The sequence below is a fragment of the Proteus sp. MB838 genome, from assembly GCF_054767435.1.
This window is the reverse complement of the sequence record NZ_BAABMO010000012.1, coordinates 66,117-88,487: the sequence shown is the minus strand read 5'-3', so window position 1 is coordinate 88,487 and position 22,371 is coordinate 66,117. Positions and strand designations below refer to the sequence as shown.

Here is a 22,371-nt window from a genome sequence, read left to right as displayed (position 1 = left end):
GTTAAAATTAATCAGTTTCGATATCTATATGATCGATACTTTGTGCACCACGAGGGAGCGAGGTTCCACGACGACCACGTTTGGCTTTAAATGTCTGTAATTCATTCATCGACATCGTGAGTTTACGTTTACCAAAATGCAATGTAACACTGGCATTTTCTGGTAATACCCGCAACCAAGCGACTTTATCTTCACCACTTGCAGCCTGTGAAGCAGGAATAGAAACCATTTGGTTACCTTTTCCTTTTACCATAGTTGGCAACTCAGAGGCTTCAAAAATCAGCATTCGCCCACCCTGAGTAATGATCATGATCAAATCACTCAATTCATCATTTAAGCGTTGAGGTGGTAATGGTAATGCATTTTCAGGTAATGTTAATAATGATTTACCAGCTCTATTTTTAGAGGTTAAATCATCAATACTACAGATAAACCCATAACCAGCGTCGGATGCCATTAAGATCTTATCGCTACTTTCCCCCATCACTACATGACGTAATTGAGCCCCTTTTTGGACTTTTAATCGTCCAGTTAAATCATCACCTTTACTACGGCCTGATGGTAATGCATCAACATCAACAGTATAACTTTGACCCGTGGTATCAATCAGATGTACCGCTTGATTGCTCATCCCTTCAACTGCATCAAAATAATCATCCCCTGTTTTAAAGCCCACTGATTTCGCATCAATGTTATGGCCTTTTTGGCAACGGATAAGCCCTTTTTCGGACATGATCACGGTAACCGCTTCAGGGTGAAGATGTTTTAATGGGATAGGCTCATCGCCAACATCACCACTAAAATAGCTAATCTCTTCTGCTTTTAATGTTTGTTGTTGACCATCAACAGTAAATGTGAGGGCTTCATTTTTTGCTATTAACACGATTTGTTCGATAACATCACTTTGCTCTTTGCCTAATGCAACTAAGCGAGTGCCTCGACCTTTCTTATTCATCTCATTTAGATGTTCTGCAGATATCGCCAGAATACGTGTTTTATCGGTGATAATAACTAACCAATGTTGATTGTTTTTCTTTTCTGCATCGACTAAGAAAGGCGCTAGCAATTCTGTTTCATCTGAAACCGTTAACAACCCTTTACCGGTTTTATTTTTTGTCTCCATCTCTTCATAACTGAGTACGGAGCCATAACCCTCTTTCGTTGCCAGTAAATACTCCTGTTTAGCGGCTCCCGCTAACATATATTTTACGCTGGCGTCAGGTGGGAAGGTCAATTTACCGGTTAAAGGCTCACCTTGGCTACGGCCTGATGGCATGTCATTGGGACTTAAACTATAGCTTCTACCCGTTGAATCAAGGAACAATACTGGCTGGTTGCTCATACCCCGTACCGCACTATGATAACTGTCTCCGGCACGATAACTCATGGTACTAGGATCAATTTCGTGCCCTTTCGCACTACGCACCCATCCCATTTCAGAAAGCACAATAGTCACAGGCTCTGATGGCAACATATCTTGTTCATTAACCACTTTCGCCTCTTCTTGAGGTCGAATAGGAGAACGTCGTTCATCACCAAACTCTTTAGCGTCTGCCTCTATCTCTTTTTTCAATAACGTATTGAGACGGCGAGGAGAATTTAACAGTTTTTCAATACTGTCGCGCTCTTTTTCCAGTTCATCACTTTCAGCTTGCAGTTTTATCTCTTCAAGCTTAGCTAAGTGACGTAAACGTAACTCTAAAATCGCTTCTGCTTGAATATCTGATAATGCAAAACGACGCATTAATTCCGCTTTTGGCTCATCTTCATAACGGATGATCTCAATCACTTCATCAATATTGAGATAAGCGATTAATAAACCTTTTAGAATTTCTAAACGGCGTAATACTTTTTCTAAGCGATGGTTTAAACGATTGGTTACGGTTTGACGACGATAAACTAACCACTCATTTAAAATGGTTAATAGCCCTTTCACAGCAGGACGGTTATCTAACCCAATCATATTGAGGTTAACGCGATAACTTTTCTCTAAGTCTGTATTTACAAATAAGTAATACATGACTTGTTCTAAATCGACGCGATTACTACGAGGAACAATCACCAATCGAGTAGGATTTTCATGATCTGACTCATCACGTAAATCATCAACTAAAGGCAATTTTTTCGCTCGCATTAATGCAGCAATTTGTTCAAGTACCTTAGCACCAGAGACTTGATGAGGGAGAGCTGTTATCACCGCACAACCCTCTTCTTTTTGCCAAACAGCACGCATTCTAATAGAACCACGTCCTGTTTTATAAATCTTTTTGATATCCTCAGGAGCGGTGATCACTTCCGCTTCTGTTGGATAATCAGGTCCTTGTACATATTGCATAACATCAGATAACCCAGCATCAGGATTATCTAATAGCATGGTTAATGCTTGGCCGATTTCCCGCGCATTATGTGGCGGAATATCCGTTGCCATACCGACAGCAATCCCCGTTGTCCCATTTAATAAAATATTAGGTAAACGAGCAGGCAACATTTTTGGCTCTTGCAGGGTGCCATCAAAATTGGGGATCCAATCAACAGTACCATGTCCCAATTCGCTTAGCAGGATCTGTGAATATTTAGATAAGCGAGACTCGGTATAACGCATAGCTGCAAAAGATTTTGGATCATCCGGAGCCCCCCAGTTACCTTGCCCATCAATTAATGGATAACGATAAGAGAAGGGTTGCGCCATCAATACCATGGCTTCATAACAGGCGCTATCACCGTGGGGATGATATTTACCTAATACATCCCCCACTGTTCGTGCTGATTTTTTAAATTTAGCACTGCTGTTTAAACCTAATTCAGACATCGCATAGACGATACGACGCTGTACTGGCTTTAACCCATCGCCAATAAAAGGCAATGCACGATCCATAATCACGTACATTGAGTAATTGAGATAGGCATTTTCCGTAAATAAGTGGAGCGGTTGGCGCTCTACACCATCATGAGTCAGTTCACTCATTCAATATTTTCCTCAGACGCTTGGTGAGTTCCATTACACTTCGATGTCAACTTCGTCGCCTTTTTCTTGCAACCAGTTACGGCGATCTTCAGAACGTTTTTTGGCAAGTAACATATCCATCATGCCCAACGTTTCTTGATAATTTTCATCATCAATCACCAATTGCACTAAACGACGTGTATTAGGATCAAGCGTTGTCTCACGTAATTGCAGTGGATTCATCTCACCTAAGCCTTTAAAGCGTTGCACATTTGGCTTACCTTTTTTACGGCTAAGGCGTTGCAAAATAGCGTTCTTTTCTGCTTCATCAAGGGCATAACTCACTTCTTTACCTAAGTCGATACGATAAAGAGGTGGCATAGCCATATAGACATGACCTTGCTTTACTAATGCCGGGAAATGACGAACAAATAAAGCACAAAGCAAAGTGGCGATATGTAAACCATCGGAGTCCGCATCCGCAAGGATACAAATTTTTCCGTAACGTAATTGGCTTAAATCATCACTATCAGGATCCATCCCGATCGCCACAGAAATATCATGCACTTCTTGTGACGCTAATACTTCATCAGAAGAGACTTCCCAAGTATTAAGAATTTTACCACGTAGAGGCATAATCGCTTGATATTCACGATCGCGAGCTTGTTTAGCAGAGCCACCCGCAGAGTCCCCTTCAACTAAGAAGAGTTCGGTATAACGTAAATCTTGCGAAGTACAATCTGCTAATTTACCCGGCAATGCAGGCCCCGAAGTCAGTTTTTTTCTTACCACTTTTTTAGCCGCACGCATACGTCGTTGCGCACTGCTAATAGCCATTTCTGCGAGTAATTCACCGACTTGAACGTTTTGGTTTAACCATAAACTAAATGCATTTTTTACTGCACTAGCAACAAAGGCACTGGTTTGACGTGACGATAGACGCTCTTTGGTTTGTCCTGCAAATTGAGGATCTTGCATTTTTACTGATAACACATAAGCACAACGCTCCCATGTATCATCTGCGGTTAATTTAATGCCTCTTGGCAATAAATTATGGAATTCACAAAACTCGCGCATGGCATCTAATACACCTTGGCGCAAACCATTAACGTGTGTACCACCTTGTACGGTTGGAATGAGGTTCACATAACTTTCTGTGAGTAAATCGCCTCCTTCCGGCAACCAAAGCATTGACCATTCAACGGCTTCGTTATCACCTTCAAATTTCCCTGTAAATGGCTCTTCAGGCAGGCGAACAAATTCAGCGACAGCTTCACTTAAATAGTCTGTTAAACCATCAGCGTAACACCACGTTTCTTGGGTATTATTGACTTTATCGGTAAAAGAGACATTGACGCCTGGGCACAACACCGCTTTGGCTTTTAATACATGAGATAAGCTTTTTGATGAGAAACGAGGAATATCAAAGTAAGTGCTATCCGGCCAGAAATGAACACTGGTTCCTGTATCTCGTTTAGCACACGTACCTATTTGATGTAGCTCTTCAACTTTATCACCGTTCTCAAAAGCAATTTGATATATTTTGCCTTCTCGGCGCACGGTGACTTCAATACGCTTTGATAACGCATTAACCACTGAGATCCCGACACCATGCAAGCCACCAGAGTATTGGTAGTTTTTATTGGAGAATTTTCCTCCGGCATGAAGATGGGCAAGGATCAGCTCAATAGCAGAGACTTTCAGTTCTGGATGGATATCAACCGGCATTCCTCGCCCATTGTCGATAACCTCAATAGATTGGTCTGCATATAAGATAACTTCGACCTTGGTTGCATGCCCCGCAAGCGCCTCGTCCACGCTATTATCTATCACTTCCTGTGCCAAATGGTTCGGTCTAGTGGTATCGGTATACATACCAGGACGCCGACGTACAGGCTCTAGACCATTAAGAACCTCAATATCCTTTGCATTATAACTTGATTGAGTCATTGTTTTAATCTGCGGTTCACTGTTTGAGAATACTGTTTATAATAACAGGTGTTAGCGGTAATATGATATTCATTTTTGAATTGAGACATCAACCCCAGTATTGCAGGTTAATGAGTCGAAAACGATGTTATTTTCAAAAACTGAACAATTTCCGGGAAAAAACGTTCAAAATTAACAAAAGCATGGTTTCCTCCCTGCTCTACTGTTTGCTTACAAGCGCCAAGATATGAAACCGCTTGACGATAATCAAGTATTTCATCTCCAGTTTGTTGAAGCAACCAAATAAGATCGGGGGAAGTTATCGTAGGAATACGTAAGGCAAGTAACTCATCCATATGGTGAGGTGCTAATCTATACTTTTGATGAGTATAAGGATTTTCATTATCGCCTAAAAAATCCTGTAGCAAATCAAACGGGCGAACCGCAGGATTCACCACCACTGCAGGTAAATGAAAACGTTGTGATAACCAAATAGCAAGATAGCCCCCCAGCGACGAGCCAATTAATCCTAACTTATCATTGGCATTATCTTTTACTAATTTTTCAATTAATTGAGCGGCTTGCTGAGGATAAGGGGGTAATTGGGGTACAAGTAGCTCAATATCAGGATGAGTGACTGATAACCATTGTTTAAACCCTTGCGCCTTGGCTGATTGAGGCGAGCTATTAAAACCATGTAAATAGAGGATACGAGACATGACTTAATAGCCATCCGCGTCAAGATCTGGACAAAAATCTTTACCCGCTAGACGATGTACTTGAGTATCAATATTCCTCTTACCCTGTGCAGATAATGATAACTCCAAATAGCGCCAACCTGGCGAAACGGTATCTAAAGAAAAATTAGTACAATGCGGGCGAAACTGAATACAGGTAGAGGGTGTTGCTAATAAGCGAATACCATTCCACATTTCATCCATTTCTTGATGAATATGACCACATAGCATCATTTTTATTTGAGGGTGACCTTTAACACGCTCAGCTAACTGGTGAGAGTTTCTTAAACTATGTTGATCTAACCAAGTACAGCCAGAAGGCATCGGATGATGATGCAATAAGATCACAGTATCTCTTTCTTTGTGGCTTTCTAGACAGCGTGTTAGCCAATCTAACTGACAGTCAGATAACTCGCCATGGGGAACACCTTGAATTTGGCTATCTAATAATAACAATTGCCAATGTTCACCAATTAACACTTGTTTTGCCGACAGAATGCCTGCCTGATTTAAAGCATCAATCATTGCTGGTTGATAATCATGATTACCGGGTAACCACACACAAGGTGAAGGTAATCTTGCAATCCCATCAGCAAAATGCTGATAAGCTGCAAAGGATTGATCTTGAACTAAATCCCCAGTAGCAACAATCAAATCAATCGATAACCCTTGCTGTTTAATCGCGTCCAATACCGCATGATAGCTACGATAGGTATTAATTCCCAACAAGGTATCATCCACATTAGCAAAAAGGTGGGTATCTGTGATTTGTAATATTCTAACGGTGTGTTGTTGATCCACCGACAATTCAAGCTGGCTTTCCAAAAGGTTTCCTTGTTTCTCTCTTACTAGCCGTTATTTTAACGTAATTTTGTATTAAAGATCTGCCACCCAATACACATTTCAAAAGATTATTGAGAAATATTCTCGCTACCAGTCACATTTTTTATCTCTTATGTTCAAGCTTAATCGATTGTATATTCATATACTTTAAAGATAATTACGTCATTTATCATATCTTTTCATAGTGACGAATAAAGTTTCTTTTGGCAATTATCACAACCAATCTTTTCTTAAGGTGACATGATGAAGTTGTAACCACTGAAGTGCGATGACAGAAGCAGCATTATCAATTATCCCTTCTTCAACCCATTGATAAGCCTGCTCTCGGCTGACGACATGAACACGAATATCTTCATTTTCACAAGCTAGCCCATGTATGCCTGTTGCTGTTGTGGCATCCACTTCCCCTACATAGACATACATCCGCTCACTGGTTCCTCCGGGGCTTGAAAGGTAACTTACAATGGGCTTACAACGACCTATTGTGATCCCAGCTTCTTCTGTGGCTTCCCGTCTTACCACCTCTTCAGGGCTTTCTCCTTCTTCCACCATGCCGGCAATCACTTCTAATAACCAAGGTGTTTGACTTGTTTCATAAGCTGGAATACGAATTTGTTCGATTAATACAACTTCGTCTCGTTTAGGATCATAAGCCAATAAAACACCCGCATGACCACGTTCGAACACTTCTCGCTTAACTTCTGCACTCCATCCTCCCTTAAATAAACGGTGTTTGAAACGATATTCGTTCATACGGAAAAAGCCTTTATAGAGTGTTTTTTTACTTATCAGCTCAACATCATTACGTGTATATAAAAATGGTGTATTTTCCTTTTTGTTCATACAATATTCCTCTGGTTATACTTAAGTCTTTTTTTATTGCATACGTTTAATACAGATTTAAAGATATTTGCCCGCAAATCCTGTAAAGTTAACCTAAAATAAAAGGATATGGCACAAATGGCTACCCCTACTTAGGGAAACAATCTGCTAGAATTGTTTCTATACAAGATTAACAGAGGCAACTCAGCGAAACTGTTGCAACAAGGAATTAAAATGAAAAAACTGCTCTCTCTTTTAGTCACGATGAGTTTGGCAGGATTCAGCACTGCAAGTCAGGCTGAGGATCTGCTACAAGTTTATCAAAAAGCAAAGGACAGTAACCCAGAATTACGTAAGTCATTAGCTGAACGCAATCAAGCTTTTGAGAAAATCAATGAGGCACGTAGCCCATTATTACCACAATTAGGATTAGGCGCTTCTATTGATTATAAAAGTGGCTATCGTGATGCTAAAAATACCGAGTCTAACTCTCTTGGTGCGAATTTAACGCTGACCCAGACTATTTTTGATATGTCTTTATGGCGTCAATTGACCATGCAAGAAAAAACGGCGGGTATGAGTGATGTTACCTATCAAACAAGCCAACAACAGCTTATTTTAGATACCGCAACAGCTTATTTTAATGTTTTGCGTGCCATTGACTCCTTATCATTTATTGAAGCACAAAAAGAGCAGGTGTATCGCCAATTAGATCAAACTACACAGCGTTTTAATGTAGGACTTGTTGCGATTACTGACGTACAAAATGCGCGTGCAAACTACGACAGCGTGTTGGCACAAGAAGTAGCTGGACGTAATGAACTGGATAACGCATTAGAAAAACTGCGCCAAGTCAGCGGTGTGTATTATATTAATCTGGCTTCACTTAATATCGCACGTTTTTCCACCACTCCACCAGACGCCATTGATAAACTGTTAAAAGACGCAGAAGAGCGTAACTTAAGTTTACTCAGTGCTCGTTTAGGTCAAGATTTAGCACGTGAAAATATTCGTTTAGCGCAATCAGGTCATTTGCCAACCGTAAATTTAAATGCTTCAACGGGTGTCTCAAACAGTCATAATCATGGTAGTGCTTTACCACCAGAAACACCTGCTAACAGCCGTAATAGCTATAATGGTCAAAGCAGCATCGGACTCTCTTTAAGCATTCCATTATATACAGGTGGCAGAACGAGCTCACAAGTAGAACAAGCTCAATATGGCTTTACCAGTGCCAGTGAGCAGTTAGAATCGGTATACCGTTCTATCGTACAAATTGCACGTTCTTCTTATAACAATATTTCAGCCTCCATCAGTAGCATTAAGGCCTATCAACAAGTGGTTGTATCCGCGCAAAGCTCTTTAGATGCAACTGAAGCTGGCTACCAAGTGGGTACTCGTACTATTGTTGATGTCTTAAATGCAACTACAACGCTTTATGATGCTAAACAAAAATTATCAAGTGCACGTTACGACTATTTGATTAACCAATTAAATATCCAATATGCACGTGGTACCTTAAACGAAAATGACTTAATTCAGTTAAATAATGCGTTGGGTGAAGAGATTTCCACTTCCCCTGACAACATTATTCGTCCATTAACAAGTCCCGTACTGAATACGACAAATTAATCGTTAATAGACACCGTTAACCATCAAAACCGCTTACAGTGATATACGAGTAAGCGGTTTTTTTTTATACACTAGCGAGAAAAAACATTTTTGGTTATAAATAGATTAAAAATAAATTCACCTAATGCCCATTACTTAAGTTTATAAATAACCCAATCATTATTTGTTTAATAAATAGAGGATTTAGCTGATTTCATTGCCATTATCCCTATGAAGATCACAAATTTCTGCTAATCGCTGATGATTAGGTGTTTCTTATTTATTTTCTAACCTATTTAACCTATCCTAGCTTTTATTTTGAACGTTTTACTTTTTATGGATCTTACCAATATGACAATGAAACGTACCAAATCGATTAATCGCGATGCTTTTCGTAAAGCATTTCGCCCTTATCGTCTGGCGCCTGTTGCCATCGCCATCACCGCGGTATTCGCCCTTTCAGGGTGTGAAGAGAGTGATGAGACGGTTTCACTGTATATGAATGCACAAGAATGTGCGCAAGCGAATCCATCACAAGCAGCACAATGTGAAGATTCTTACCGCACGGCATTACAAGAAGCGCAACGTACTGCACCTAAATACGCAACAATGGAAGATTGTGTTGCTGAATTTGGTGATGCGCAATGTACACAAACTGCCTCAATTGATGGTAACCCCGTTAACACCGAAAACGCCAATAACCTCAACCCTGATAGTTCACAAATGGCACAAGCTAACTCTGGTGGTAGCTTCTTTATGCCACTGATGGCAGGTTATATGATGGGGCGTTTAATGGGAGGTGGCGCACCAGCACAGCCTTTATTTAGCTCACGTAATCCAAGTAGCCCAGCTAATGGTAAGTTTGTTGATGCAACGGGTCGTAACTATGGTCCAGCTGTTGGTGGTCGTCAAATGAACGTCCCTAAAACAGCTATGACACCAAAACCATCTACAACATCAACCATTACGCGTGGTGGCTTTGGTAATACCGTTTCACGACAAGCGGCAGCTCAACGTGCAAGCGCGACGAATAACAACCGTAGCTCAACAGGCTCCTCTTCATATCGTGCAGGTGGTTAATTAAACCATGAAACGCGAACAAATTATTGAACGTCCTGATTGGCGCGAAAAAGCCACTGAATATGGTTTTAACTTCCATACCATGTATGGCGAGCCTTACTGGTGTGAAGATGCTTATTATCAATTTTCAATGGAAGAAGTGGAAACATTAGAAGAAACCACGGAAGAGCTTCATCAGATGTGCTTACAAGTCGCTGATAAAGTGGCTAATAGTGAGGAGCTATTGACTCGTTTTCAAATTCCTCGCCATTGCTGGGATTTTGTCCGTGAGTCATGGAAAACCTCGCAACCATCGCTTTATTCACGTCTTGATTTAGCTTATGACGGTAAGGGGCCGGCAAAATTACTCGAAAATAATGCCGACACACCAACTTCATTGTATGAGTCTGCTTTTTTCCAGTGGATCTGGCTTGAAGATCAAATCAATGCGGGTCGTTTGCCACAAAATGCCGATCAATTTAATAGTATCCAAGAAAAATTGATCGACAGATTCGCTCAATTGCGTGATCAATATGGTATGCGTTATCTGCATATGTCATGTTGCCAAGATACGCAAGAAGATCGCGGTACAGTACAATATTTACAAGATTGTGCAGAAGAAGCCGAAGTCGCTACCGATTTCGTTTTTATTGAAGATATTGGTTTAGGTGAACGGGGTGAGCTGACCGATCTACAAGACCAGATCATCAGCAATATGTTTAAACTCTATCCTTGGGAGTTTATGTTCCGTGAAGATTTCTCGACCAAACTTGCTGATGCAGGGATCCGTTGGTTAGAGCCAGCTTGGAAAAGTATTATTTCCAACAAAGCGTTACTGCCAATGCTGTGGGAAATGTTCCCTAATCATCCTAATTTATTACCGGCTTATTTTTATGACGGTAAAGCGCCAGATTCATTATCACGCTATGTCATCAAACCGCTCTTTTCACGAGAAGGGGCGAATATTCGTATCGTTGAAAATGGTAAAGATATCGCTGTTGCTGATGGCCCTTACGGTGAAGAAGGCTTTATTGTTCAGGACTTCCATCCACTGCCAAAATTTGGTGATAGCTATACATTAATTGGTAGCTGGCTAGTTAACGATCAATCTGCAGGTATTTGTATTCGAGAAGATAAAGAGCTTATCACGCAAGATCTGTCTCGTTTCTATCCACATATTATTTTAGATTAATAACGCAATTGCTGTGATAGCAAAACTTATTGTCTAGCATTGACCCCCTCCCCGCCCTGAACTAAAGGGCGGGGTTTTATGGCACACCTAAAAAATAAATTTAGCCTTAACATTCTATCAATTAGTTTTATTGAATATTTTACCCAATTTGAAAGGTCATCATGCTAAGTGATTTATTAATAATATCATTATTTAATAAAGTTACTTTTTCATCCGGCTGTTTTAAACCGAGTAGATATAATGCAGGTAAAAAATGTTCTGCTGTTGGGTGTGCGAGTTGCCCTTCTTGCGTTGATAAAATGGTAAAAAGCGCTTCAGGCACTTTATCACTTTGTAAACAGCGCTCTACTGTTTCACTAAAAGATAATGCCCAAGAGTAAGGCTCTGCTTGGTCATTTTGCCAATCCATCATTCTTAAATTATGAACGATATTACCACTGCCAATCACTAATACACCTTCTCTACGTAGTTCAACCAGTTTTTTTCCAAACTCATAGTGCCACTGTGGCGATTGGTTAGCATCAATACTTAACTGAACAACAGGAATATTAGCATTAGGGTACATCTTCTCTAATATTCCCCAACTACCGTGATCAAATCCCCATTGCTCCATATCCAGTTTTAATTTCATCGGATCAATCAGATCTTCAATTAATGCAACGAGACCAATGGAGCCTTTTGCAGGATATTCTATTTGGTATAACTCTGGTGGAAATCCATAAAAATCATGAATTGTTTTAGGATGAGTCATCGCTGTAATATAAGTCCCTTGCGTATACCAATGCGCTGAGATGACTAATATTGCTTTAGGCTTAGGCAGTGTCTCTCCTAACGTCGTCCAGAGGCGAGTATATTTATTATCTTCCAATACATTCATTGGACTGCCATGTCCAACAAATAGCGCTGGCATCAATTTTCTGTCCATAATCACCTCTTATTCTTGCTATCTATGGCATTTAGCATACTGCCTTCTTACTTGAAATATAGTCAAAGAAGTGTGAAATAGTTATTCAAAAAATATGAAAAAGCCACTTAGGGAAACTTAAGTGGCTTGAATAAGTGTGTGTGTTTTCAGTGTCGTTTTAACTTGTTAATTTCAGCCCGCTTTCTTCTCCTCGCGAAGACGATAAGCCACTAAATCTTCAATCGTTAACACTGGCATATCATGCTGTTTAGCAAAAGTGACAACTTCTGGCGCTCTGGCCATGGTGCCATCGTCATTGGTTAATTCACATAACACGGCAACAGGTTTAAAACCCGCTAACGTTGCTAAATCAATAGAAGCTTCAGTATGTCCACCACGTGTTAATACACCACCAGGTTGCGCTCGTAATGGGAATACGTGACCTGGACGATTTAAATCACTTGGTTTTGCATTATCAGCAGCAGCTGCACGTACTGTCGTTAAACGGTCTGCTGCTGAAACTCCCGTAGTCACCCCTTGGGCCGCTTCAATAGTTACCGTAAATGCGGTATGAAAATGACTGGTGTTATTTTCTACCATCATAGGTAAATCGAGTTGTTGACGGCGCTCTTCGGTAATACAGACACACACAATACCACTGCCATGACGAATAGACATCGCCATTTGTTCTGTGGTCATGGTTTCTGCGACAAATACCATATCGCCTTCATTTTCACGGTTCTCATCATCAAGCACCATCACACCTTTACCGGCACGAAGGGCTTCAAGCGCACGCTCAACACGCTCTAATGGAGAGCCAAATTCGGAAAGTAGCGTCTGATTCATGGTAAAAAAACCTCAATAATTAATGAAAGTTACCAGAACCAGGGCAGTCTTAGGAGTGGATCTCTGCTGTATAAATAGACAAGCAGAAACAACAGGAATGGATACAAGGATCCCACTGATGCTATTTTATTCTCTCCCATCCAGACTTTAACTGTCGGCTCCAGAATTACACTGGATCTGCTGACCTTTGCATCACATTGGTAATACAAAGCGCTCGCGGGCTTTACCTGATTATTCAGGTATCTACCGCCGGTGGGGACTTTCACCCCGCCCTGAGATAAACAGGGAAACTATACGCTTTAAAATAATAAGAGGCAATCCCAATCCACAATAACCCTTGTCAAATCACACTAATCTGTTATTGATAGGCAAAGAATTTAACGATTTATCATAAAAATATAACAATAATATCGATATCAGGTTTTATTCCCACAGCCCTCATATTACACTTAGCATAGCTTTCTATTTTATTGTGAGGACTATCCATGCTGGACCCAAAAAAAATTGAACAAGTCGCTCGCCAAATCCAAAATGTACTACCACAAGGTATCAAAGATTTAGGTGATGATATTGATAAGAAAATCCGTGCAATACTTCAATCTCAATTAAACAAATTAGATTTGGTTAATCGCGAAGAATTTGATGTGCAAACACAAGTGCTGTTACGTACTCGCGAAAAATTGGCTCGTTTAGAGCAACGTTTAAATGAGTTGGAAGCAGGACAACAAGCGCCAGCGGAAGTTGCACAGATTGAAGAAGTTGATGTTATTGTTGAAACTGGGAATGACAGTAAAGCTTAGTTGATAGTGTAATAACACCCTGTGCCACATTCGGACAGGGTGTTTTCTCAAAAATAACTTTCATTTGTTAATAAATTCTCTTAGTTCGGCTATTGTTTGTTCTATTTTATCTTCAAAATCAATATCGAGGATATTAAAAAAAGCTTCGTAACCAATATCTTTAATTACTGTTTTACAGTAATATTTACTTTTACAATTATCAACCCCGATTGAAGGTAAATTAAATCTATTATTTTCTTCAGTATATTTTCTAAAAAACTCATCTTCTATATCTAAAAATGGACTATATAAGATATTATCTCCAGATACTTTACCTCGAGAGTCACCATCTAAAAAAGAAATCATATGTTTACTTTCACAAATAAAGTTTTCCCGCTTATTTCTTCTCATAAAATCTATAACATTTGAAGCACCACCTATATAAATAATCTTTACTGATTTATTTGTATCAATTTTAGAAATTAATCTTTTTAAATAAATTTCCAACATTATATCTTCTGTTAGAATATATTTATCATAATCTTTAAAACCAAAAAGCTCACCCACAATATAACTATATGAGACTTCTCTCATAATTAGCCTGGAATTAATATTCTCTAAATAAAATATAGACTCACCAACCTGTTGATATAACACTCTCATAATAGGAAGAGAATGTGTTGTAAATATTATTTTTTTCTTATATTTATCACACAAATTATTGAGGGCTTGTATTAATCTAACTTGAGCAGAGGCATCAAGAGAAATATCAATTTCATCTACAACAATTAATTTACAATCAGAAGTTACTGTCTTATATAAATTTATTACAAAGTACTCTCCAGAGCTAAAATAATCCTCTCTAATATATCTATATCCATCAAGAGGAAGAAAATAATACTTATTACCTCTTATAATTACCTCTTTGAGTGATGAGAATCTCTCTCCTATATAGATTTGGCTCAAAAAATAAATTATTTCTATATTTTTATTAAACTCTCCCTTAATATAACTCTCTCTTAATTCTTTATCAATATTACCTAAAACAGGAAAATTAGAGAAACGTTTTCCATAAGGAATAGGGAGTTCAACATTTAAAAAACTTTCATCAATAATATCTTTTGAATCAATTTCTCCGTTATTACAATAATAATGATAATTGTTTTTATTTATAGATATTGTTATATTAGTTTCTTTATTTATACTGAAAATTGAAGATGTCTTATTTAAGACACTTATATCTTTTAATAAGCATAATGATTTTACTATAGATGTTTTCCCTATTCCATTCCGGCCAGTTATACAAATTAAATTCCTATTGGAAAAATCGAAATCTAATAAAACATTATTAATGTGTTGTAATGATTTAATGTTTAGTGATATAAACATCACAAATCACCTTTATTTTTAATTAATTTATTAATTATTGAATTACCATATTTACGTCTTAGCTTATTTATATAAACTGGATCAACACCTAATGCATAAGATAATTTTCCAGCTAAAGAAAATATTGCACTCATTTCATCCATTTCTGAAAACTTGACAAATTTATCTTTATTATTAATAAGAAAAAATATTTTAACTTCTATCTCTTTTTTTAACTGACGACTTATCGAAAGAGTTCCTACAGGAGAAATGCTTATACCTAATATATTCCTTTCAAATTTTTTTGTTATTATTTTTGTTTTTTTATCATTTAAATGAAATACATTATCCTGATTATAATTCAATATATTATTAATCTCTTGGTTAATTGAATTCTTATCTAAATTATTTTTACCTGATAAAATAATATCATCCGCATATCTTGTATATATTAAATCGTTATTTTTAGCAAAACAATCTATTTTACAATCAATATCATACATAACAAAATTACTTATAGCTGGTGATGACGAAAAACCTATAGGTAGTTTTTTATCTATAGTAACTAACTCTAATATTCTAGATAAATGAACCATTACATCATTTGTATCTAAAAAAGAAATATCTTTTACTTTTTCTATTATTTTATTTTTTATTAAGTCATAGCCTATAGATGGAAAAAAATTTTCAATATCTGTTTTATATATATAATTATTAAACCTATGAGGAGAAATACAATCTACTACATTAACTCCTTTTCGATAAGAGTAAACTAAATCTTTTCTAAACTCTATATTTTCAAAAATAAATTTAGATAAAAATAGTTGAATTGTTTTTAATTCATCACTGATTGAATAACATTTTTTATTATTAAAATTAAATTCTTTAATATGATCATTTAAAGATAATGTATAAAATTGTTCGAAACTCTCTTTTCCATTAAAATAAAAATTAAAGACTTCCTCTAATTTCATATTCTTTCCCCCTATATATTAGAAAGGGTGAAGAATCTCTCTTCACCCTTTCTAATATATTTATACTGCCTTTAGGGACTCCCTTTATGACTGGAGATAACTCGCTAGTCAGGAGTATGGTTATATTATAGCCATTTCCAACATAAACGGCAAGTACATCCAACAAAAGCACTCATTAGAGTGCCCTTTCAATTATAATAAACAGCTTAATTATTTCTTTTTAATGGCATTAATAATATTAGTTGTGGAAATACCATCTTCAAAATTAAGTACTTTCACTTCACCACCCGCAGCCCACACCTCTTTACTGCCAGCAATGTCTTCGGGTTTATAATCGCCACCTTTTACTAAAATATCAGGCAATACTGATGCAATTAAACGCTGTGGGGTATCTTCTTCAAACGCGACAACCCAATCAACTGCCCCTAACGCGCCTAATACGGTCATTCGTTGCTCTAATGGGTTGACTGGGCGACTTTCACCTTTTAATCGTTTAGTTGATGCATCACTATTTACCGCAACAATCAGGCGATCACCCAATTTACGTGCATTAGCTAAATAACTAACATGCCCAGCATGAAGAATATCAAAACAACCATTTGTCATCACTATGCGCTCACCACGTTGACGCGCTAAAGCAACCGCTTGTTTGAGTTGTGACTCTTCCATAATACCAAAGCCGTTATCAGCACGCCCGCGAATAGCATTTTCAAGCTCAATAGGAGAAACCGTTGACGTTCCCAGTTTCCCCACAACCACACCAGCCGCAGCGTTGGCAAGAAAGCACGCTTCCGCTAATGGTTTGCCTGCAGCTAACGCAGTAGCAAGCACGCCGATAACCGTATCTCCAGCCCCTGTCACATCATAAACTTCTTGTGCTTGAGTGGGTAAATGCAATGGCGCTTCATTGGCTTGTAATAAACTCATGCCCCGCTCTGAACGAGTGATCAATAGTGCATCAAGTGCTAAATCTTTTACTAGTTGAGTGCCCTTTTCTACTAGCTCATCATCTGTATGACAAACGCCCACCACTTGCTCAAATTCTGACATATTCGGTGTTAATAGTGTGGCACCACGGTAGCGTTCAAAATCACTGCCTTTAGGATCGATTAGTACCGGCACACCTGCTTTTTTAGCTAATTGGATCATTTGCTGTACGTGAGAAAGTGCACCTTTAGCATAATCCGATAAAATTAAGGCACCAATTGAGGGTAATGCTTGTTGAATACGCTCATAAATTGGCTCTGGAGAGACATTGCTAAATCCCTCTTCAAAATCAAGGCGGATAAGTTGTTGGTTACGTGATAGGACACGTAATTTAGTAATAGTTGGATGTGTCGCAATAGAGACGAAATCACAACGCACATTAACCTGACTTAATGTATTGCTTAATGCTTTTGCCGCTTCATCGATGCCGGTTAACCCCACTAAACGAGAATTAGCCCCTAAAGAAGCAATATTCATTGCAACGTTAGCTGCACCACCCGGACGCTCTTCTATGGTATCTACTTTTACCACAGGCACTGGTGCTTCTGGTGAGATCCGACTTGTAGGACCATACCAATAACGGTCTAACATGACGTCACCGACAACCAGCACATTGGCTTTATTAAAATCCGGCAGCGTTACTTTCATCCCATACTCCACATTATTTTCAAAAATAAGCCGAAATAATACCATAACTTGTTACGCAAAAAGCGAAACTCATCAGAATAGTGTGAACAAAAAAGAGCGTTTATTCATCTAACCATTTTTGTTTACTACTCAATACCCATTGCCGTTCTGTTATAAAACAATCTTCATCAACAACCGCAGGTAATGTTTGTAATGCAAGATGATGAAGCTCATTACGTAAGGTGACATAAGCTTGAGTTAATAACTGAGCCTCTTGTTCACTCATCACTTGGTATTTTGCCATTAATTCCAAAATTCGCACATTATCAGACCAACGGGTCAAAGCCGGATATTGATGTGAAAAGCGCAATACCAAATATTGTGCGATAAACTCAATATCAGTGATCCCCCCTGATGAGGCCTTTAAATCAAATGTATTGCTTTGAGTGGGTGCCAAATGCTGTACCATTTTTTGGCGCATCTCACGCACTTCCTGCTGCAGTACAGTTGCGTTACGTGCTAAACATAATGTTTCATGGCGAGTACGTGCAAACATCTGCTGTAATTGGTCATCGCCATAAATCATTCTTGCACGAATTAATGCTTGATGCTCCCAAGTCCAAGCTTCATTTTTCTGATACTCATCAAAGGCTTGAATAGTACTTACCAACATACCTGATTCACCGGAAGGACGTAAGCGTGCATCTACTTCATATAACACGCCGGAAGAGGTTCTGGTGCTAAATAGATGAATAATACGCTGCGCTAAACGTAAATAGAATTGGCGAGCATCAATCTGTTTTGCCCCCGTTGTCAGAATATTCATTGGGCAATCTAATAAAAAAACCAAATCTAAATCAGAACTATACCCTAATTCCCAGCCCCCTAATTTGCCATACCCAACGACCGCAAAACCTAAACCGTCTCGTTGCGCTAAATGCGCAGGTTCCCCATAGCGTTTCACCATATAGGACCATGCTTGGTGAACAACGGCATGGATAATGGCTTCCGCTAAATAGGTTAGGTGATCGCTGACTTTCATCACCGGTAATACCCCTGCAATATCCTCTGCGGCAATACGCAATAGCTGGGCTTGTTTAAATTGGCGTAATGCTTCTAAACGTTGCTCTTCATCTTCTTCTGGCACACGCAATAAATATTGACGTAATTCGTCCTGATAGGCATTTAATGGTAATGGTTGATAGAGGGAATGAGGATCGAGTAATTCATCCAATAATAATGGATGTCGTGTTAATTGTTCAGCAATCATCGGTGATACAGCACATAAGCGCACTACGTGGGTTAATACCTCATCAGACTCTTGCATTAACTCTAGATAAGTGGTTCGACTTACAATGCCCAATAACAACGGGGTGATACGCTGTAAGATCACCAACGCTTGTGGTTGAAGACACACTTTAGCCAATAATTTAGGCATTAGCGCATCAAGCACGTCACGCCCTCTAGGCCCTATAGTACGTTTACTGATATCTTGGCGAAACAGTTGCAGTGTTTGACAAATAGCTTGCCTATCTTCTGCCGTTAGCCCTTGATGAAAAAGCGTTGCGCTATCAGGTAAACGCCCTAATAACCATAATCGCTTAAATTCGCTGACATCTTCTTCATCTTCATTTTCATCATCTTCGCCAATCAGTTGCGTAAAAATAACGGAAACAGCCTGCATTTTTTGGTTAATTTGTTGATAGAGCATTTGCCAATCGTCAAATCCCATCGCAAACGCCAGTCGTGCCTTATCTTCAAGATTGTCAGGTAACGTTTGTGTTTGTTGATCCGCAATAGATTGAAGAAGATTTTCTAATCGACGTAAGAAAAGATAGCTATCTGCTAACTGTGATGTTTCTTGTGCAGAGAGTAATTCCAATTTAGCAATGACATTAAGCACCGTTAATAGTGAATGACTTTGTAGCTCAGGCTCTCTACCGCCTCGAATTAATTGAAAAACCTGAGTAATAAATTCAATTTCACGTATCCCCCCCGCTCCAAGCTTTATATTATCAATCATCCCTCGACGACGTACTTCACGACTTATCATCGATTTCATATTACGAAGAGATTGGATCACACTAAAATCGATATAGCGACGATAAACGAAAGGGCGCAACATTTGGCGTAAGATTTGGCAATACTCTCTTTTTTCTGCCCCCAAAACACGCGCTTTTACCATTGCATAGCGCTCCCAATCACGTCCTTGCTCTTGATAATAATCTTCAAGCGCGGCAAAGCTCATCACTAAAGGGCCACTTTCGCCAAAAGGACGTAAACGCATATCTACACGATACACAAAACCATCCATTGTATGTTGATCTAACACTTTAATCAGTTTTTGCCCTAATCGGGTAAAAAACTGAGCATTATCTAATTCACGTCGCCCACCTTGAGTCACACCATTTTCAGGATAAGCAAAAATAAGATCGATATCAGAAGAGAAATTCAGTTCAAATCCACCTAACTTGCCCATTCCCAAAATAAGTAATGGCTGAGGTTTTCCCTCACTATCACAAGGCGTTCCCCATTGTTGGCAACATTGCTGATATAGCGTATCTTTGGCGACACTAATCAAGGTTTCCGCGAGTACACTCAATTGTTTGAGCGTACAGGGTGTATCACAGAGTTGGAAAAATTGTGACCAGGCAATACGCACTAATTGTTGATGACGGAACTGTCGTAAAATGACCATCAAGTCATCTTCATTATCAACATGAGTGAGTTGTTGCTTTAATTGAGATGAGTAATTTTGCCACTCATCACTAACAGGTGGTGTTTGTCTGATTTCCGTTAACCAGTGAGGATTGACACGTAAATGCTCGGTTGCAAAGGGGCTAAAGGCAAAAAATTGCTGCTCTCGCTCACTAAAAGGGGCAAGCTCGTTGAGCTTTGTAGAAAACGTGCATTGTGCTTTATCCCATAATTGTTGAAACACACTGTTAGCAGACATAATAAACTCTCAATTGTCAGAAAATTAAGCGATAGCCAGCAACCACGCCATTGCAGATAATTTAAAATTCAGCCATAACACATGATAATAATCCGTTGCGCGGGTAAAGGATAACAACGAAAGATTATCGAGTGCTTGCTGCATTGATTCAGGTAACTGAGGCTGCTTTTTACACCAATCAGAAAACAGTGCTAACATAGCGGGCATAGTGAGTGTTGGTGGCGTCGGATTAGCAAAAATAGCTTCTTCTAACGCTTGAATAGCCGCTAACCACTTAGTCAGTTGTTCCGCTATTGTGTCATTAGGTGCAAGATTGACCACACTTAACGATAATGCGGGCTTATCTTTAGCAAGATAATAACCACGGGCAGCTTTACTGCGTGAAGCAAGTCGTAATCCCCCTTGTTCACCTAAAAAAGTCGCCAAAGCAATCACATCCGCCACTTGGCCTTTTTTTAGCTCCAGTTCAAACTCTTCAATAGGTAATTCATATTGCGCTGTACGAATAGTGCCTTTATCTAGCACCACTTCAATTTGACTCTCTAAATAATCCACCAGCCAAATTTCACGATGAAAATCGGTATGAAAAAGAACCTTTAATTGTGCTTGTAATGCCGTTAAATCGGTCTTATCCGGCCAAATTTCTGCTGGGAAACGGGTTAAATCGAGGGTTGGCTCATTTAATGTCACATTATATTCTGGGCGTTGATGTAACCCCGCAACCACTTTACCCGCTGTTTTAATTGTCATTTCATAATGAGAGTCAATGCCACGGATACGTAGCCCCATGTCCCAATTACGCATCTGATTATCGGAGGTTTCAAAGTAAAGATTAGTCAATTTATGCGGTGGTGTATGCTGGTATGGCAAAGTCAGAATGCGCTGAATAATCTGAGGAATAGCGGCAGGTATCGCACTAAGTTTGAGTTCGGTTTCTAATTGGCTCATTCTATTTCCCTTAAGTAAATCAATCGATTAGTAAAATATTTAACGCATTGTTATTTCGCAAATGGTAGTCTATTCACAATAATGAATAAAAGGCAGATTACCCTTATATTCTATCAGTTAAGACTGTTCTCATTCTGGTTTACTATTTGCTTACGCAAACTTTACTCTTTAGTATCAGTAAAAATATTCTCTTGTATAGATAAAAAAGTTGAAAACATAATGCGAAAATTACCTTTACTTTTTCTTTCCTTACTTGGCTTAGGCGTTTCTCTGAGCTCACACGCAGAAACTCGTTATGTTTCCGATGAATTATCCACCTATGTTCACAGTGGCCCTGGTAATCAATACCGTATTGTTGGCTCATTAAGTTCAGGGGCAACAGTTACGGTACTTTCTCGTAATGCCGCTACAGGTTATGTGCAAATCAAAGACGATAAAGATCGGACAGTTTGGTTACCAGAAAATCAATTAAGTACACAACCGAGTATGCGCACTCGCATTCCGGCTATGGAAAAAGAGATCCAAACCCTACGCGATAAATTAGCGAATATCGACCAAAGCTGGAACCAGCGCACAATTGACATGCAAAATAAAGTGTCAAACAGCGATGAAATTATCAATGGTTTGAAAAAAGAAAATGAGCAGATGAGAACAAAATTAGCGGTTGCTGAGAAAAAACTCGATTTTGCTAATCAACAATTAGATGATAGGCAGCGTGATATCATCTTACAGTGGTTTATGTATGGTGGTGGTGTTGCCGGTGCTGGTCTTATTTTGGGTTTAATATTGCCACATATTATTCCTCGTCGCCGTAAGCGTAATGACCGTTGGATGAATTAATCACA

17 protein-coding genes and 1 riboswitch are annotated in these 22,371 nt (G+C 38.9%); of the genes, 5 read left to right on the top strand and 12 right to left on the bottom strand.

Translation table 11 applies throughout. From position 1 onward, the window contains the following. Positions 1 to 7 precede the first annotated feature (7 nt). From parC to nudF, 5 genes are all read right to left on the bottom strand, one after another. Positions 8 to 2,965, bottom strand: coding sequence for a DNA topoisomerase IV subunit A (gene parC / locus ACYUCW_RS07550; RefSeq protein ID WP_004249477.1), 2,958 nt, complete (start codon positions 2,963 to 2,965; stop codon positions 8 to 10). 33 nt (positions 2,966 to 2,998) lie between these two features. After that, positions 2,999 to 4,894, bottom strand: coding sequence for a DNA topoisomerase IV subunit B (gene parE, locus ACYUCW_RS07545; RefSeq protein WP_004245554.1), 1,896 nt, complete (start codon positions 4,892 to 4,894; stop codon positions 2,999 to 3,001). Between the two features lie 107 nt (positions 4,895 to 5,001). Continuing rightward, a complete protein-coding gene (gene yqiA, locus ACYUCW_RS07540; RefSeq protein WP_004245556.1) occupies positions 5,002 to 5,592 on the bottom strand; it encodes an esterase YqiA in 591 nt (196 codons plus the stop codon). A 3-nt stretch (positions 5,593 to 5,595) separates the two neighbouring features. After that, the gene (cpdA, locus tag ACYUCW_RS07535; protein ID WP_004249476.1) at positions 5,596 to 6,435 is read right to left on the bottom strand and encodes a 3',5'-cyclic-AMP phosphodiesterase; all 840 of its coding nucleotides are present in this window, start codon (positions 6,433 to 6,435) and stop codon (positions 5,596 to 5,598) included. A 231-nt stretch (positions 6,436 to 6,666) separates the two neighbouring features. Further along, positions 6,667 to 7,296, bottom strand: a complete 630-nt coding sequence (gene nudF / locus ACYUCW_RS07530; protein ID WP_004245558.1) for an ADP-ribose diphosphatase — start codon at positions 7,294 to 7,296, stop codon at positions 6,667 to 6,669. A 213-nt stretch (positions 7,297 to 7,509) separates the two neighbouring features. Between nudF and tolC the strand changes: the two genes are divergently transcribed. The 3 genes from tolC (at position 7,510) to ACYUCW_RS07515 (ending at position 11,137) form a co-directional block, all read left to right on the top strand. Further along, the gene (gene tolC / locus ACYUCW_RS07525) at positions 7,510 to 8,907 is read left to right on the top strand and encodes an outer membrane channel protein TolC (protein WP_004245559.1); all 1,398 of its coding nucleotides are present in this window, start codon (positions 7,510 to 7,512) and stop codon (positions 8,905 to 8,907) included. Between the two features lie 330 nt (positions 8,908 to 9,237). Next, complete coding sequence (locus ACYUCW_RS07520; RefSeq protein ID WP_004249472.1) at positions 9,238 to 9,966, top strand: DUF1190 family protein; 729 nt, start codon at positions 9,238 to 9,240, stop codon at positions 9,964 to 9,966. Positions 9,967 to 9,973: 7 nt separating this feature from the next. Continuing rightward, the gene (locus ACYUCW_RS07515; protein WP_020946201.1) at positions 9,974 to 11,137 is read left to right on the top strand and encodes a glutathionylspermidine synthase family protein; all 1,164 of its coding nucleotides are present in this window, start codon (positions 9,974 to 9,976) and stop codon (positions 11,135 to 11,137) included. Between the two features lie 139 nt (positions 11,138 to 11,276). On the opposite strand, the gene ygiD is transcribed toward ACYUCW_RS07515, so the two are convergent. Together ygiD and ribB are read right to left on the bottom strand one after the other, a co-directional pair. After that, complete coding sequence (ygiD, locus tag ACYUCW_RS07510; protein ID WP_004249471.1) at positions 11,277 to 12,062, bottom strand: 4,5-DOPA-extradiol-dioxygenase; 786 nt, start codon at positions 12,060 to 12,062, stop codon at positions 11,277 to 11,279. A gap of 171 nt (positions 12,063 to 12,233) precedes the next feature. After that, positions 12,234 to 12,887 carry a 3,4-dihydroxy-2-butanone-4-phosphate synthase gene (gene ribB, locus ACYUCW_RS07505; protein ID WP_004245565.1) on the bottom strand — a complete coding sequence of 218 codons (654 nt, stop codon included), beginning with the start codon at positions 12,885 to 12,887 and terminating at the stop codon, positions 12,234 to 12,236. 124 nt (positions 12,888 to 13,011) lie between these two features. Then, a riboswitch (FMN riboswitch) is annotated at positions 13,012 to 13,171 on the bottom strand. A gap of 201 nt (positions 13,172 to 13,372) precedes the next feature. Here ribB and ubiK point away from each other — a divergent pair. Continuing rightward, positions 13,373 to 13,687: a ubiquinone biosynthesis accessory factor UbiK gene (ubiK, locus tag ACYUCW_RS07500; protein ID WP_004249470.1), complete on the top strand. Its 315-nt coding sequence runs from the start codon at positions 13,373 to 13,375 to the stop codon at positions 13,685 to 13,687. A 60-nt stretch (positions 13,688 to 13,747) separates the two neighbouring features. On the opposite strand, the gene ACYUCW_RS07495 is transcribed toward ubiK, so the two are convergent. From ACYUCW_RS07495 to ACYUCW_RS07475, 5 genes are all read right to left on the bottom strand, one after another. Beyond that, complete coding sequence (locus ACYUCW_RS07495; protein WP_004250215.1) at positions 13,748 to 15,055, bottom strand: AAA family ATPase; 1,308 nt, start codon at positions 15,053 to 15,055, stop codon at positions 13,748 to 13,750. Next, complete coding sequence (locus ACYUCW_RS07490; RefSeq protein ID WP_004250214.1) at positions 15,055 to 16,008, bottom strand: reverse transcriptase domain-containing protein; 954 nt, start codon at positions 16,006 to 16,008, stop codon at positions 15,055 to 15,057. Before ACYUCW_RS07490 ends, ACYUCW_RS07495 begins: the two co-directional genes overlap by 1 nt. A 210-nt stretch (positions 16,009 to 16,218) precedes the next feature. Continuing rightward, a complete protein-coding gene (gene hldE / locus ACYUCW_RS07485) occupies positions 16,219 to 17,643 on the bottom strand; it encodes a bifunctional D-glycero-beta-D-manno-heptose-7-phosphate kinase/D-glycero-beta-D-manno-heptose 1-phosphate adenylyltransferase HldE (RefSeq protein ID WP_036905068.1) in 1,425 nt (474 codons plus the stop codon). 100 nt (positions 17,644 to 17,743) lie between these two features. After that, complete coding sequence (glnE, locus tag ACYUCW_RS07480) at positions 17,744 to 20,578, bottom strand: bifunctional [glutamate--ammonia ligase]-adenylyl-L-tyrosine phosphorylase/[glutamate--ammonia-ligase] adenylyltransferase (protein ID WP_460408327.1); 2,835 nt, start codon at positions 20,576 to 20,578, stop codon at positions 17,744 to 17,746. Between the two features lie 24 nt (positions 20,579 to 20,602). Beyond that, positions 20,603 to 21,526, bottom strand: coding sequence for a CYTH domain-containing protein (locus tag ACYUCW_RS07475; RefSeq protein ID WP_004245571.1), 924 nt, complete (start codon positions 21,524 to 21,526; stop codon positions 20,603 to 20,605). Between the two features lie 219 nt (positions 21,527 to 21,745). Between ACYUCW_RS07475 and ACYUCW_RS07470 the strand changes: the two genes are divergently transcribed. Then, complete coding sequence (locus ACYUCW_RS07470) at positions 21,746 to 22,366, top strand: TIGR04211 family SH3 domain-containing protein (protein ID WP_012368329.1); 621 nt, start codon at positions 21,746 to 21,748, stop codon at positions 22,364 to 22,366. The last annotated feature ends 5 nt before the right edge of the window (positions 22,367 to 22,371 follow it).

What these genes read in the sequence shown, in the direction of transcription:
- parC (WP_004249477.1), bottom strand. Translation starts at nt 2,965, where the DNA reads ATGAGTGAACTGACTCATGATGGTGTAGAGCGCCAACCGCTCCACTTA.
- parE (WP_004245554.1), bottom strand. Translation starts at nt 4,894, where the DNA reads ATGACTCAATCAAGTTATAATGCAAAGGATATTGAGGTTCTTAATGGT.
- yqiA (WP_004245556.1), bottom strand. Translation starts at nt 5,592, where the DNA reads ATGTCTCGTATCCTCTATTTACATGGTTTTAATAGCTCGCCTCAATCA.
- nudF (WP_004245558.1), bottom strand. Translation starts at nt 7,296, where the DNA reads ATGAACAAAAAGGAAAATACACCATTTTTATATACACGTAATGATGTT.
- tolC (WP_004245559.1), top strand. Translation starts at nt 7,510, where the DNA reads ATGAAAAAACTGCTCTCTCTTTTAGTCACGATGAGTTTGGCAGGATTC.
- ACYUCW_RS07520 (WP_004249472.1), top strand. Translation starts at nt 9,238, where the DNA reads ATGACAATGAAACGTACCAAATCGATTAATCGCGATGCTTTTCGTAAA.
- ACYUCW_RS07515 (WP_020946201.1), top strand. Translation starts at nt 9,974, where the DNA reads ATGAAACGCGAACAAATTATTGAACGTCCTGATTGGCGCGAAAAAGCC.
- ygiD (WP_004249471.1), bottom strand. Translation starts at nt 12,062, where the DNA reads ATGGACAGAAAATTGATGCCAGCGCTATTTGTTGGACATGGCAGTCCA.
- ribB (WP_004245565.1), bottom strand. Translation starts at nt 12,887, where the DNA reads ATGAATCAGACGCTACTTTCCGAATTTGGCTCTCCATTAGAGCGTGTT.
- ubiK (WP_004249470.1), top strand. Translation starts at nt 13,373, where the DNA reads ATGCTGGACCCAAAAAAAATTGAACAAGTCGCTCGCCAAATCCAAAAT.
- ACYUCW_RS07495 (WP_004250215.1), bottom strand. Translation starts at nt 15,055, where the DNA reads ATGTTTATATCACTAAACATTAAATCATTACAACACATTAATAATGTT.
- ACYUCW_RS07490 (WP_004250214.1), bottom strand. Translation starts at nt 16,008, where the DNA reads ATGAAATTAGAGGAAGTCTTTAATTTTTATTTTAATGGAAAAGAGAGT.
- hldE (WP_036905068.1), bottom strand. Translation starts at nt 17,643, where the DNA reads ATGAAAGTAACGCTGCCGGATTTTAATAAAGCCAATGTGCTGGTTGTC.
- glnE (WP_460408327.1), bottom strand. Translation starts at nt 20,578, where the DNA reads ATGTCTGCTAACAGTGTGTTTCAACAATTATGGGATAAAGCACAATGC.
- ACYUCW_RS07475 (WP_004245571.1), bottom strand. Translation starts at nt 21,526, where the DNA reads ATGAGCCAATTAGAAACCGAACTCAAACTTAGTGCGATACCTGCCGCT.
- ACYUCW_RS07470 (WP_012368329.1), top strand. Translation starts at nt 21,746, where the DNA reads ATGCGAAAATTACCTTTACTTTTTCTTTCCTTACTTGGCTTAGGCGTT.